Genomic DNA, 12,728 nt, shown 5'->3' with positions numbered 1-12,728 from the left:
TCAAGGCCCGGGAGAGTCGGTCGCCGCCAGGCCCGCCAAGATCAACGCAACACTTCACTCGACACGACAACCGACACAAGGCCCCGACGCTTCACGGCTCGGGGCCTTTTCGCGTCCGGCGATGTTCGGCCCCGGCGCTTCCCGACGTGCTCGCGGGTTCTTCAGCCTGCGGGGAACCGGATGCCCGTCATGGCCTCGCAGGCCGCGACCAGCCCGTCCTGAAGGTCTTCGTCGCGGGCGCCGCCGCTGGCCCGGCGAGGCTGGCAGTGGAAGAAGTACCCGCCCGTCCCGTTCGCCGCAGCGTCCCCGCCGACGGCAAGCCAGACCTGTGTCCGGTGCGCGGCGTCGAGGTCGCCGGTGGCGCGGGGACCGCCCATCCTGGTCGCCACCCAGCCCGGCTCCAGGGCATTGGACAGCGTGCGCGGCCAGCGCCTCGCCACCGCGAAGGCCAGCAGGGCGTCGTGCAGCTTCGTGTCCGAATAGGCCTGCGTGCCGTTCCAGGCCCGCCGGCGCCAGTCGAGGTCGTCGAGGTCCGACCTGCCGCGGCGATGCAGTTCGGACGACACGAAGACCAGCCGCCTCGGCGGCGTCATCAGGGCGGTCAGCGCGTAGGGGGCCAGCGTGTTGATGGCGAGCACGTGGGAAAAGCCGTCCTCGGTCGTGAGACGGCGCTTTTCCCGGTAGCCCACCGCGGCGTTGTGGATGACGGCGTCGAAACGACCGAGGGCGTTCGCCGCATCGGCGAGGCGTCGGACCTGGTCGAGGCTGGCGAAGTCGGCGACGAGCGCCCCCTCGGCGCCCGGGACCGCCCGCATCGCGTCGGCGGCGCGGGAATCGTCGCGGGCGTGCAACACGACGGCGTGGCCCTCCGCGACGAGGAGCTTCGCGGCGTTGCGCCCAAGGCCGTCCGACGATCCCGTGATGAAAACCCGCGCCATGGCGATCCCCCGATTTGGGAAGAAGACGCGCGGCGGGCTGATCAGGCCCCGAGCGCGGCCAGGCTGATGATGCGGCACGGCGTCCCGGCCGGGGCCGCGGGGGCATGCGGGGGCCGGATCACCAGGCAGTCGGCGTCGGACAGGGCCTTCAAGAGCGACGAATCCTGCCGCTTCCCCGGGACGACGCGGGGAACGCCGTCCGGCGAGGGCAGCCGGCGGCTGCGGACGTAGTCCTGCCGGCCGTCGTTGGCCGCCATCGGTTCGGCCAGCACGGCGGCCTCCGATCGATCGTCGCCGGCGTGGCGGTCCCCCGCGAGCTGCCGGATCAGCGGAACCACGAAGAGCATGCCGCAGACGATGGCCGACACAGGGTTGCCGGGCAGGCCCAGGACCTGGATGCCGCCGAGGTGCCCGTGCATGAGCGGCTTGCCCGGCCGCATGGCGATGCGCCAGAAGCCGAGGTCCATGCCTTCGGCGATCAGCGCCCGCTGGACGAGGTCGTGGTCGCCGACCGAGGCGCCGCCGAGCGTCACCAGCAGGTCGGCGCCGTCGCGGCGCGCGGTCGCGAAGGCGGCCGCCAGGGACGCCATCGTGTCGCCGGCGATGCCGAGGTCGATGACGTCGGCGCCCGCCGCCTCCGCCAAGGCCATGACGGCGAAACTGTTCGAGGCCACGATCTGGCCCGGGCCGGGGGAGCCGCCGGGCTGCACCAGTTCGTCCCCCGTCGCCAGGACGGCGACCCGCGGGCGCCGGAACACGGGGAGATCCGCGTGGTTCATCGCGGCCGCCAGCGCCACGTCGGCGGCGCCGAGCCTCAGCCCCGCCTTCAGCAGGACCTCGCCGTCCCGGAAGTCCTGGCCCGAGCGACGGATGTGGCGGCCCTCGGCTTCGCCCTGGAGCACGCGGACGCGCCCCGTTTCGCCGCCGACCGTGCCGCCCTCGGTGTTCTCCTGGATCACCACCGTGTCGGCGCCCGGCGGCACCGGTGCCCCGGTGAAGATGCGGGCCGCCTGGCCGGGGCCGACGCGCCCCGGGAAGGCGCGGCCGGCCGCGCTTTCGCCCAAGACGTCGAGCGTCACCGGCACGGCCGCGAGGTCGGCGGCGCGCAGGGCGTAGCCGTCCATGGCCGAAACGTCGCAGGGCGGCTGGGTGCGAAGGGCGGCGAGGTCGCGCGCCAGCGTGCGGCCGGCGGCGCGGCGCAGCGGCACGGTGTCGACGTCGCGCGGCGCCGCGGCCGAGCCCAGGATGGACGCGACGGCCTCGGCGACGGCCGTCAGCGACGGCGAGGTCACGCGGGGTCCGCCAGGTAATCGCCGGACTTGCCGCCGCGCTTCTCGACGAGGCGGATGTCGGTGATGCGGATGCCGCGGTCGACGGCCTTCACCATGTCGTAGACCGTCAGGCACGCGACCGAAACGGCGGTCAGCGCTTCCATCTCGACGCCGGTGCGGCCGTCGACCTTCACGGTCGCGCGCACGACGACCCGCGGCGGCTCGGACCCGGTCGTGAGGTCGAGCGTGACGGACGACAGGGCCAGGGGATGGCACAGCGGGATGAGGTCGTGCGTGCGCTTGGCCGCCATGATGCCGGCGATGCGCGCGGTGCCCAGCACGTCGCCCTTCTTGGCGTCGCCGGACAGGATCAGCGCCAGCGTGTCCGGCGCCATGAGAACGACGCCCTCGGCGACGCCGACCCGCGCCGTCACGGCCTTGTCGCCGACGTCGACCATGCGGGCCTGACCTTCGGCGTCGATGTGGGTGAGGCCGCTCACGCGGGCGCGCCCCGGCCGAGCAGGGTGCGGGTGGCCGCCGTCACGTCGGGCTGGCGCATCAGGCTTTCGCCGACCAGCACCGTGCGGATGCCGACCCGCGCCAGCCGGGCGCAATCGTCCGCGGTGGCGATGCCACTCTCGCCGACGGCGATGCGGTCCGACGGGATGCGGGGCGCGAGGCGCTCCGACACGGCGAGATCGGTCGCGAACGAGCGGAGGTCGCGGTTGTTGACCCCGACGAGGCGGCACGGGAGGGCCAACGCGCGGTCGAGCTCCTCCGCGGTGTGGACTTCGACCAGCACGTCCATGCCGAGGTCCCCCGCGGCGTCGGCGATGTCGCGCGACGCTGCGTCGTCGAGCGCCGCCATGATGACCAGGATGCAGTCGGCGCCCCAGGCGCGGGCTTCCAAGCACTGATAGGTGTCGAACATGAAGTCCTTGCGCAACACCGGCAACGCGCAGGCGTCGCGGGCTTGGCCCAGGAACTCCGGAGCGCCCCCGAAAGATGGCGCGTCGGTCAGCACCGAGAGGCATGCGGCTCCGCCCGCCGCATAGGCGCGGGCGAGGTCGGCGGGAACGAAGTCGGCGCGGATCAGCCCCTTCGACGGGCTCGCCTTCTTGATCTCGGCGATCAGCGCCAGCCCGTTCTCGGCATGGCGCGCCCCGATCGCGTCGGCGAAGCCGCGCGGTGGCGGGGCGGCGGCGGCGAGGCGGCGGAGCTCGGCCGGCGGCACGCGCGCTTTCGCGTCGGCGATCTCGCGGCGCTTGTAGGCTTCGATGCGGTCGAGGATGTCGGCCACCGTCAGGCGCTCCGCGGGAGGGGGTCGGCGTTCGACGCCGCGACGAGGCGGCGCAGTGTGTCGGCGGCGAGGCCGTCGTCGATGGCCCGGGCCGCCAGCACCGCGCCGTCGCGCAGCGTTTCGACGCGGCCCGCGACCACGAGCGCGCCGGCGGCGTTGAGCAGGGCGATGTCGCGATAAGGCGTGCGCGCGCCGTCGAGGACGGCGCGCAGCGCGGCGGCGTTGTGGGCCGGATCCCCACCGCGCAGGTCCGCGGCGGCGCCGCGCGGCAGGCCGGCTTCCTCGGGCGTGACCTCGAACAGGCGCACCGCGCCGTCGCGGAGTTCCGCCACGCTGGTCGGGCCGGTCGTGGTCATCTCGTCGAGCCCGTCCGACCCGTGCACCACCCAGGCCCGGTCGGCGCCGGAGCCGCGCAGCACTTCGGCCAAGGGCTCGAGCCACGCGCGGGAGAAGACGCCGAGAAGCTGGCGTCGCACACCCGCGGGGTTCGACAGCGGGCCGAGCAGGTTGAAGATGGTGCGGGTGCCGAGCTCGACGCGGGCCGAGGCGACGTGGCGCATGGCGGCGTGGTGGGCCGAAGCCATCATGAAGCCGATACCCGCCTCGCTCAAACAGCGCTCGACCTCGGCGGGCGTGCCGCCGACGCGGACGCCGAGGGCCGACAGCACGTCGCTGGCGCCCGAGCGCGAGGACGCGGCGCGGTTGCCGTGCTTGGCCACCGGCACGCCGCACGCCGCCACGATGACGGCCGCCAGGGTCGACACGTTGTAGGAGCCCGAGCCGTCGCCCCCGGTGCCGACGATGTCCACCGCGCCGTCGGGCGCGACGACCCGCACCATGCGGCGCCGCATGGCCGCGACCGCGCCGCTGATCTCGTCCACGGTTTCGCCGCGGACGCGCAGGCCCATCAGGAAGGCGCCGGTCTGGGTCGGGGTGACTTCGCCGGACAGGAGGTGGTCGAAGGCCGCTTCGGCTTCGACGCGGGTGAGCGCCGCCCCGGTCGCGAGCTTGCCGAGCAGCAGCTTGAAGCCGTCCATCAGCGGGCGCGCCCGCCGCGGGGATGCGCGGCGTTCCAGGCCTCGGCGATGTCGAGGAAGTTCTTCAGGATCACGCGGCCGTTCTCGGAAGCGATGGACTCGGGGTGGAACTGCACGCCGTGGACGGGGCGCTCCCGGTGCGACAGGCCCATGATGGTGCCGTCCTCCGAGCGGGCCGTCACCTCGAGCTCCGCCGGCAGCGTCGCCTCGTCGACGACGAGCGAATGGTAGCGGGTCGCCTTGAAGGCGCCGTTGATGCCGCGGAAGACCGCGCGCCCCCCGTGGTCGACGGTCGACACCTTGCCGTGCATGGGCAGCTTCGCCCGCACCACGTCGCCCCCGTACACGTCGCCGATCGCCTGATGGCCGAGGCACACGCCGAGCACCGGCATGTCCTCGCCGGCCTGGCGCAGCAGGTCGCAGCACACGCCCGCCTGCCGGGGCGAGCAGGGACCTGGGGACAGCACGATGGCGTCGGGCCGGGACGCCAGGATCTCTTCGGCCGACAGCTCGTCGTTCCGCACCACCGTCACTTCGGCCCCGAGCGCGCCGAGGTCGTGGAACAGGTTCCAGGTGAAGCTGTCGTAGTTGTCGACGAGGGTGACCTTCGGCACGGGAACCCGCCCTTTCATGTTGCGACCGCTTTTAAGCGGCCCCGTCCCGAGGTCAAGGCGAGGCGCCATGCCGCTCGCGCGACGGCACCCCGACTTTGGCAGGGACTAGGCTTTCGGCTATGGAAGCGTTGCTCGCCGCTCGGCGCCGCCCCCCGGGACACCATGGACGCAACAGAAACGCCGACCGTCGCTCCCCCGATGCCCGACCTGTCGGCCTGCGAACGCGAGCGCATCCACATGCCGGGCGCCATCCAGCCCCACGGCTGCCTGCTGTTCTGCGCGCTGCCGTCGTGGATCGTGCGCGCCGTTTCGGCCAATGCCGGCGACTTCCTCGGGCGCGACGCCGACTCCATGCTCGACGCCACGCTGGACATGCTGCTCCCCAACAAGACGCTGCACGACCTCCGCAACGTCCTCCAGGCGTCGATGGTGTCGGGCGGCGCCGAACGCCTCCTCGATCAGCCGATCGACGGGGGCGAGGAGCGCTACGACATCACCGTGCACATGTCGGCGTCGAACGCCGTGGTGGAGATCGTGCCGCGCCGCGGCGCCGACACGCTCGCCACCGACCCGATCACCCTGGTGAAGAGCATGGTGGGCCGCCTGAAACGCGCCCCCACGCTCGAGCGGTTCCTGACGTTGGCCGCCAACCAGGTCCGCGCCGTCACGGGCTTCGACCGCGTGATGATCTACAAGTTCCTCGCCGACGGCTCTGGGGAAGTGAAGGCCGAAGCGCTGCGGTCGGGGCTCAAGCCCTTTCTGGGGCTCCGCTACCCGGCGTCCGACATCCCGTCCCAGGCGCGCGCGCTGTACCGGAAGCAGTGGCTGCGGCTCATCCCCGACGTCGGTTACCGGCCGGTGCCGCTGCTGGCCCGCTCCGAATCCGCCGCCGACGCGGACCTCAGCTTGGCCGCGCTGCGCAGCGTGTCGCCCGTCCATATCGAATACCTCAAGAACATGGACTCGCACGCGACGCTGACCATCTCGCTGATGGCCGGCGACACGCTGTGGGGCCTCATCGCCTGCCACCATTCGTCGCCGCGCCGCATCTCCTCCTCGACCTGCGCCGCCGCCGAGCTGTTCGGGCAGATCTTCTCGCTGCAGATCGAGGCCAAGGAGCAGGCGCGCGAGCTCCTGCTCGCAGCGGAGCTCAGGAAGGCGCACGACAGCCTCATGGCCGCCATGTCGGCCGAAGCCTCGATCTTCGACGCGCCGGCGCGGTTCGACGACCTGATCAAGGGCATGATCCCCTGCGACGGCTTCGGCATCTGGTCCGAGAAGGGGTTCGTGGGCGTCGGCTCGGTCCCGCCCGCGGACGCCATGCCGGACCTGCTCCGCCACCTCGGCGAGCGCGACCCCCACGCGCCCTACGCCACGGGGGCGTTGTCGCGCGAGCTGCCGTCCGCCGCCGCCTACGTGGCGGAGGTCAGCGGGGTGCTGTCCATCCCGTTCTCGCGCAGGCCGCGCGAATACGTGCTGCTGTTCCGCCGCGAGGTCGTGCAGACCGTGACCTGGGGCGGGGACCCGTCGAAGCCCGTCTCCATCGAGGGGCGGGACGCCCGCATCGGCCCGCGCAAAAGCTTCGACGCTTGGCGGGAGGAGGTCCACGGCCAATCGGTCCCGTGGCGCCCCGCCGAGCTGCAGATCGCCGAAACGTTTCGGATCTCCCTCCTCGAGGTGATCCTGAACCGCGCCGACATCGTCAACACCGAGCGCCGCGCCGCCCAGGAAAGCCAGGCGATCCTGATCGCCGAGCTGAACCACCGCGTGAAGAACATCCTGGCGCTGATCCGGTCGCTCGTGCGGCAGAGCCGCCAGAACGCGGTGTCGATGGACGGGTTCGCCGGGGACCTCGAGCACCGCATCCGCGCGCTGGCGCTCGCCCACGACCAGCTCACCCAGACGGGGTGGGCGAAGGCGCCGTTCCGCCGCCTGCTGGACGCTGAAGCCCGCGCCTGGACGCATTCGGCCGACCGGGTGGCGCTGGTCGGGCCGGGCATCACGCTCGATTCGCGCGCCTACCAGGCGCTGGCGCTCGTGTTCCACGAGATGATGACCAATGCCGCGAAATACGGGGCGCTGAGCCGCAGCGGGGGGCGCTTGACGGTCACGTGGTCGCGCGAGCCCTCCGGCGACCTGCGCATCGAGTGGCGCGAACTCGGCGGCCCGCCGGTGAAGCCGCCGGAGCGGCGCGGCTTCGGCAGCATCATCGTCGAGCAGACCGTGCCGTTCGAGCTGCGCGGCGAATCCCGCGTGCAGTACCTGACGCAGGGCGTGCACGGCACCTTCCTGATCCCGGCCCAGCACATCGGCGAGGTGGACGAGGAGGACGTCGTGCCCGCGACCCCGCCGGAGCCCGTGGAACTCAACGCCAAGCGGCTGCTGCTGGTCGAAGACAGCATGATGATCGCTCTCGACGCCCAGGCCATGCTGGCCGAGGAGGGGCTCGATGTGGAAGTGGCGGGCACGATCGCCGACGCCGAGCGGTTCCTCGCCATGGACAGTTTCGACGTGGCGGTGCTCGACGTGAACCTGTCGGGCGACACGAGCTTCGGCGTGGCGGACCGGCTGATCGGGCTCGGAATGCCCTTCGTGTTCGCGACCGGATACGGCGAAAGCATCGTGATGCCGGAGCGCTTCCGCGCCGTCCCGGTGGTGTCGAAGCCTTACGACGGCGCCGCGCTCCGCATGGCGCTCGGCGGGGTTCAGGCCGCGCAGGCCGCCGGAGCGGCCGCGTGACGCCGGACGCGTTCGCCGCCGCGGCGCGCGGCGGGAGCGCGCCGCCCGACGGCCTGTCGCCGGCGCTGCTGGGGCTGTGGTGGGACCGGCGCGGCGACTGGACGCGGGCGCACGAGGCGGTGGCGGCCGATGAGGTCGGGCGAGACGCCGCCTGGGTCCACGCCTACCTGCACCGGCGCGAAGGCGATGCCGCCAACGCCCGCTACTGGTACCGGCGGGCCGCCAGGCCGGAAGCGGTCGGCGGCCCGGAGGCGGAATGGGGCGAGATCGCGGCGGTCCTCCTGGGCTGAACGCCCGCGGGCCTTGCCGCCCGCGGGCAGGCGGGCGCGTTCAGGACCGCTGCGAGCGCCGCTTCGGCCGGGCGCGCGGGGGATCGATGACGGCGCGGCACGCGGGGCTGAGCTGCGGCACGTGGGCGTTGAGGCAGGCCACGATCGCGCTTTCGCTCGGGATGGCCGAGGAACAGATCTTGAACACGTCCGGCGTGCAGGCTTCCTGATCGGAGGCGGACGGCTCGGCCCGCGTCGCGGCGACGTCGAGGCACAGGGCGAGCGCGGCCAGCATGAACGGCGCGTGGAAACGAGACGGCATCGTGATCTCCTGGCGGCGGTCCCGCGCCGTCCGCGTCGCAGCGGCGGGACGGGACCGCTTCGCCGGCCCTTATGGCACGGGAGGGGGCGCCACCGCGACCCCGGGGGCGCCTGGACAGCGCCCCGGGTGCCCTCTATTCCTCGCCCTCCGGCCATGACGGCCCCCCTCACAGGAATGTCGCCCCACCATGCGAGCCGAACCCCTGGCGCTCGTCGAGCAGATCAAGCAGTCCGTGGGACTGCTGAGGAGGCATCTTTGACGTCGATACAGCCACGCGACGCCTAGCCGAACTCAACGCCAAATCCGAAGACCCGGCCCTGTGGAGCGACGCGGGAGCGGCCCAGAAGCTGATGCGCGAGCGCACCGAGCTTGAGGACCGCCTGGGCTCCCTGTCCCGCCTGGAGCGCGACCTCGAGGACGCCGTCACGCTCGTCGACCTCGCCGAAGCCGAGGACGACGCCGACGTCGAGCGCGAAGGCATCGACCAGCTGAAGGCCATCAAGCTCGAAGCCGAGCGCCGGCAGGTGGAATCCCTGCTGTCCGGCGAGGCCGACGGCAACGACGCCTACATCGAGGTCCATTCGGGCGCGGGCGGCACCGAGTCCCAGGACTGGGCCCGCATGCTGTTCCGCATGTACACCCGCTGGGCCGAGCGCCGGAAGTTCAAGGTGGAGCTGATCGAGGAAAGCGCCGGCGAGGAGGCCGGGATCAAATCGGCCACCATCCTGGTCAAGGGCCACAACGCCTATGGTTGGGCCAAGACCGAATCGGGCGTCCACCGCCTGGTCCGCATCTCGCCCTTCGACAGCGCGGCGCGGCGCCACACGAGCTTCGCGTCGGCCTGGGTCTACCCCGTGATCGACGACAAGATCGAGATCGACATCAAGGAATCCGACTGCCGCATCGACACCTACCGGTCGTCGGGCGCCGGCGGCCAGCACGTCAACACGACGGATTCCGCGGTGCGCATCACCCACGTGCCGTCGGGCGTCGTGGTGGCGTGCCAGGGCGAGCGCTCGCAGCACAAGAACCGGGCCACGGCCTGGAACATGCTGCGCGCGCGGCTCTACGAGATCGAACTCGAAAAGCAGGAAGCCAAGGCCAACGCCGACGCGGCCTCCAAGACCGACGTCGGCTGGGGCCACCAGATCCGCTCCTACGTGCTCCAGCCCTACCAGCTGGTGAAGGACCTGCGGACCGGGATGACGTCCGGCACGCCCGACGAGGTCCTCGACGGCGAGCTCGACGCCTTCATGGAAGCGTCACTGGCGCAGCGCCTGTCCGGCCGCACGGTGGTGGTCGAGGACGTGGACTGAACCCGCGACCCGGCCCGATGGGCCGGGTCCGACATCGACGGCCCACGGGACGCCCCGGCGGCGTTCCGTGGTGGCGGCCGGGCGTTGAGCCGATCCCGTGTCACCGCGACCGCGGGCGGATCCGGCGACCGGGTCCGCTCGGGCGTCAGGGCGCGGCGGGCGCCGTCACTGCGCCGCCGTGAGGGCGTGTCCCGTCGGGTCCGTCGACAGGGGCGGGTGCGACAGCCAGGGCGAAGGCTGGCGGCCCCGCGCTTCGCCGCGCGCGAACAGCGTGGCCATGTATTCGGTGCTGAACTGGTCGGCCGCGTCGCCCGACGGGGGCTCCGGCACGTCGGCGTCGATGAAGGCGATGTGGTATCCCATGCCGTGGGACTGCGCGTAGGCGTAGGAGCTCAGGACGTTGTTGCGGCCTTCGCGCTTCAGGATCGTCGACAGGCTGCGCGCCGCCACCGACACGGTGGTGTCGTCGACGACCTTGAACGTCGGGTCGATCTTGTTGTTGACCAGGATGTAGAGGTCCTTGATCGGGTTGGCCGCCCCGCTCCTGCCGCCGTAGATGACCTCGTCGGGCGCCACGTAGAGCTGTCGCAGCGCCACGCCGTCGACGTGCATCTCTTGGAAGGCGTGGCCGCCGCTTTCGACGTCGATCAGCCGCGGCGGGAACAGGGCCGGGATGGAGGCCGACGCCGCCAGCACTTGGCGGAACAGCTTCAGCGCGCCGGGCGCGTGGGAATTGGCGATCGCCCCCATGTTCCAGATGACGGAGCGCTGCTGGTCGAGGTTGGTCGAGATGACGATCAGGCGCCGGCCCTTGCGGTGTTCGGCCGCCACGGCGTCGAGAACGTCCTGGTCGATGTATTGCGCGATGAACTTGCCGAGCTTGTCGCTGTCGACGAAGGCATTCCCCACCACGGCGTTGAGGAGATTGACGTTCTTGACCAGCGCCGACGCGTATCCGTCGGTGTAGAGCTTCTGCAGCGTGTCGTCGTACCGCGGGCCGAGGAAGACGAAGGGTGCCATCAGGGCGCCGGTGCTGATGCCCGACACGATCGTGAACTCGGGACGCTGGCGCGTTTCGGTCAGGCCCCTGATGAAGCCCGCCCCGAAGGCGCCGTCCGCGCCACCGCTCGACAGAGCCAGAAAGGTCACGGGCTCGTGGCGCGCCTGCGCCTGCGCGGCCACGCCCTGGCGGAAGCGCTCGAACACGAAGGCGGGCGCGTCGGCGTAGAAGCGCACGTCGGAGGGCATGCCGGGGACGTCGGCCGACTCGGCCTCGGCCTGGGTGTAGGGGACGCGCGGCGTCGTGGTCGAGCAGCCCCCGAGGATCAGGCTCAGGGCGGCTAGGCCGGCGAGCGACGCGCGCTTCGTGGAGGACATGGACTGGAAACCCCGGTGACGCTTCGACCGTCCCGTCGCGACGGGACGGTCGAACAGGCGGCATTATGCTCGCCGTGGAAGGTTACGCGAAGCCGTGATGTTCCTTCAGGTCCGACGATTTGCCGGTGGTGTTGCATAAGGGTGCCGCCCCCTTCAAGGGGCGCCGAGGCTGGCCAAACGGTCGGCGCTCGCCAGGAAGCGCGTCGGGTCGACCGGCTCGCCGTCGATGCGGACCTCGTAGTGCAGGTGCGGCCCCGTGGCGCGCCCCGTGGCGCCGACGAAGCCCAGAACGGCGCCGCGCGCCACCGCCTGCCCCTCGGCCACCGACACGGAGCCCATGTGGGCGTAGCGGGTCGCGAGGCCGTTGCCGTGGTCCACCTCGACCATGTTGCCGTAGCCGCCCGCCGTGCCGGCGAAGGACACGCGGCCGGCACCGGTGGCGCGGATGTCGGTGCCGTAACCCTCGCGCAGGTCGACGCCGGTGTGGAGCGCGGGGCGGCCGAGAAAGGGGTCCGTGCGGGCGCCGAAGGGCGAGGTCACGTCCATGCGGCCGAGCAGGGGCGCCGCCAGGGGCAGCCGCGGCAGCGCGGCTTCGAGCTGGCCCGCGGCCGCCACGGTGCCGCGCAACTCGGCCACGGCGCGGTCGAAGCCGCCGTCCGGTCCCTCGGGCAACGGCACGAAGGGACCGCCGAGGCCGGCACCCGCGGCTTTCGGCAGGTAGCGCTCGGGCGACAGGCCCGCGGTCTCGATCAGGTCGCGAATCCGCGCCGCGCGGGCGTGCGCCGCGGCGCCGATGCGCGTCAGGGCGGCGACCTGACCGCGCCCCACGCGTTCGAGCGACGACGCGACGGCGCCGAGCCGATCGCCCAGGGGCACCGTGGGGGCATCGAGCAGCGACGCGTGGTCTTCCAGCCCGGCCGCCCCCGCGGGGCCGCGCGTCGCGGGCTCGACGACGGGGCGCGGCTTGTCGGGCGCGGCATAGCCCAACGCCGCCGCGGGCGTGGCCGAGGCGCGGCCGGTGATGGCGGCCGGCAGGGCGGGGCGGCCCGCCACCGGCGCGACTTCGGCGGCGAGGCTCGCCACCGCGGCGGCGCGCCCTTCGAGCGTCGCTTCGCGGGCGAACAGGTCGTGCACGCGGGCATCGATGGTGGAGGCGTCGGCGCGAGACCGCTCGGCCTGGCGCTCCAGGTCCTGGCGCAGCGCCTCGATGCGGTCCTCGTAGGCGTATTGCATCGCGCTTTCGCGGCGCATCAGCCCCGCCATCAGGTCGTCGTGCAGGGCGAGGTAGAGCGTGCTGCAGAGGCCCGCGAGGAGCACGAGGGGCACGACCAGCATGGCGAGCTGGACCAGCGGCGCCCGCACCGCGACGGTGCGCATTCCCGAGCCGCGCGACAGGGTGATGAAGTAATGGGACCGCGGCAGGGCGTCGGACGGGGGAACGATGTGCGCCGGCATGCTCGTTACGACCCCTCACGCCGCGCCACCGTGCGATGGACGCCACGCAGCGAGATAATGCCGGCAGGGTTAACGATCCCTCACCGCGGG

At 72.5% G+C, this 12,728-nt stretch carries 12 protein-coding genes; 3 read left to right on the top strand and 9 right to left on the bottom strand.

The window, feature by feature from the left end; translation table 11 throughout:
• Nucleotides 1-161: 161 nt before the first annotated feature.
• From D3273_RS12710 to D3273_RS12685, 6 genes are read right to left on the bottom strand one after another with little or no spacing between them, the layout of a single operon-like run.
• Complete coding sequence (locus D3273_RS12710; protein WP_129227082.1) at nucleotides 162-938, bottom strand: SDR family NAD(P)-dependent oxidoreductase; 777 nt, start codon at nucleotides 936-938, stop codon at nucleotides 162-164.
• Nucleotides 939-979: 41 nt separating this feature from the next.
• Complete coding sequence (locus D3273_RS12705; protein WP_129227080.1) at nucleotides 980-2,230, bottom strand: molybdopterin molybdotransferase MoeA; 1,251 nt, start codon at nucleotides 2,228-2,230, stop codon at nucleotides 980-982.
• Nucleotides 2,227-2,709 (bottom strand): cyclic pyranopterin monophosphate synthase MoaC, encoded by a 483-nt coding sequence (gene moaC, locus D3273_RS12700; protein WP_129227078.1) that lies wholly within the window; start codon nucleotides 2,707-2,709, stop codon nucleotides 2,227-2,229. The genes D3273_RS12705 and moaC overlap by 4 nt, the downstream gene beginning before the upstream one ends.
• Nucleotides 2,706-3,509: an indole-3-glycerol phosphate synthase TrpC gene (gene trpC, locus D3273_RS12695; protein WP_129227076.1), complete on the bottom strand. Its 804-nt coding sequence runs from the start codon at nucleotides 3,507-3,509 to the stop codon at nucleotides 2,706-2,708. Before trpC ends, moaC begins: the two co-directional genes overlap by 4 nt.
• Before the next feature lie 2 nt (nucleotides 3,510-3,511).
• Nucleotides 3,512-4,546, bottom strand: a complete 1,035-nt coding sequence (gene trpD / locus D3273_RS12690; RefSeq protein ID WP_129227074.1) for an anthranilate phosphoribosyltransferase — start codon at nucleotides 4,544-4,546, stop codon at nucleotides 3,512-3,514.
• Entirely contained in the window at nucleotides 4,546-5,160 is a 615-nt protein-coding gene (locus D3273_RS12685; RefSeq protein WP_245501141.1) for an anthranilate synthase component II, read from the bottom strand. The genes trpD and D3273_RS12685 overlap by 1 nt, the downstream gene beginning before the upstream one ends.
• Nucleotides 5,161-5,322: 162 nt before the next feature.
• Between D3273_RS12685 and D3273_RS12680 the strand changes: the two genes are divergently transcribed.
• Together D3273_RS12680 and D3273_RS12675 are read left to right on the top strand one after the other, a co-directional pair.
• The gene (locus D3273_RS12680; RefSeq protein ID WP_129227070.1) at nucleotides 5,323-7,899 is read left to right on the top strand and encodes an HWE histidine kinase domain-containing protein; all 2,577 of its coding nucleotides are present in this window, start codon (nucleotides 5,323-5,325) and stop codon (nucleotides 7,897-7,899) included.
• Complete coding sequence (locus tag D3273_RS12675) at nucleotides 7,896-8,189, top strand: hypothetical protein (protein WP_129227068.1); 294 nt, start codon at nucleotides 7,896-7,898, stop codon at nucleotides 8,187-8,189. The genes D3273_RS12680 and D3273_RS12675 overlap by 4 nt, the downstream gene beginning before the upstream one ends.
• 40 nt (nucleotides 8,190-8,229) lie before the next feature.
• Here D3273_RS12675 and D3273_RS12670 read toward each other — a convergent pair whose 3' ends face one another.
• The gene (locus tag D3273_RS12670) at nucleotides 8,230-8,490 is read right to left on the bottom strand and encodes a hypothetical protein (RefSeq protein WP_129227066.1); all 261 of its coding nucleotides are present in this window, start codon (nucleotides 8,488-8,490) and stop codon (nucleotides 8,230-8,232) included.
• A 187-nt stretch (nucleotides 8,491-8,677) separates the two neighbouring features.
• Here D3273_RS12670 and prfB point away from each other — a divergent pair.
• Nucleotides 8,678-9,806 (top strand): peptide chain release factor 2 gene (prfB, locus tag D3273_RS12665; protein ID WP_129227064.1). Its coding sequence is split into 2 segments (ribosomal slippage): nucleotides 8,678-8,746 and nucleotides 8,748-9,806, totalling 1,128 coding nucleotides; the frame shifts between segments, so codons are not numbered across the junction.
• A gap of 165 nt (nucleotides 9,807-9,971) precedes the next feature.
• Here prfB and D3273_RS12660 read toward each other — a convergent pair.
• Both D3273_RS12660 and D3273_RS12655 read right to left on the bottom strand, forming a co-directional pair.
• On the bottom strand, nucleotides 9,972-11,183 hold the full coding sequence (locus D3273_RS12660) for a patatin-like phospholipase family protein (RefSeq protein WP_129227062.1): 1,212 nt from the start codon (nucleotides 11,181-11,183) through the stop codon (nucleotides 9,972-9,974).
• 153 nt (nucleotides 11,184-11,336) lie between these two features.
• The gene (locus tag D3273_RS12655; protein WP_129227060.1) at nucleotides 11,337-12,638 is read right to left on the bottom strand and encodes a M23 family metallopeptidase; all 1,302 of its coding nucleotides are present in this window, start codon (nucleotides 12,636-12,638) and stop codon (nucleotides 11,337-11,339) included.
• Nucleotides 12,639-12,728: the final 90 nt, after the last annotated feature.

Origin of the sequence: Lichenibacterium minor (genome assembly GCF_004137685.1) — a bacterium.
In the GTDB taxonomy this organism is placed as follows: domain Bacteria; phylum Pseudomonadota; class Alphaproteobacteria; order Rhizobiales; family Beijerinckiaceae; genus Lichenihabitans; species Lichenihabitans minor.
Note: the sequence above shows the minus strand (reverse complement) of the source record. Positions and strands in the feature narration are given on the sequence as shown.

What these genes read in the sequence shown, in the direction of transcription:
- D3273_RS12710 (WP_129227082.1), bottom strand. Translation starts at nt 938, where the DNA reads ATGGCGCGGGTTTTCATCACGGGATCGTCGGACGGCCTTGGGCGCAAC.
- trpD (WP_129227074.1), bottom strand. Translation starts at nt 4,546, where the DNA reads ATGGACGGCTTCAAGCTGCTGCTCGGCAAGCTCGCGACCGGGGCGGCG.
- D3273_RS12680 (WP_129227070.1), top strand. Translation starts at nt 5,323, where the DNA reads ATGGACGCAACAGAAACGCCGACCGTCGCTCCCCCGATGCCCGACCTG.
- D3273_RS12670 (WP_129227066.1), bottom strand. Translation starts at nt 8,490, where the DNA reads ATGCCGTCTCGTTTCCACGCGCCGTTCATGCTGGCCGCGCTCGCCCTG.
- D3273_RS12660 (WP_129227062.1), bottom strand. Translation starts at nt 11,183, where the DNA reads ATGTCCTCCACGAAGCGCGCGTCGCTCGCCGGCCTAGCCGCCCTGAGC.
- D3273_RS12655 (WP_129227060.1), bottom strand. Translation starts at nt 12,638, where the DNA reads ATGCCGGCGCACATCGTTCCCCCGTCCGACGCCCTGCCGCGGTCCCAT.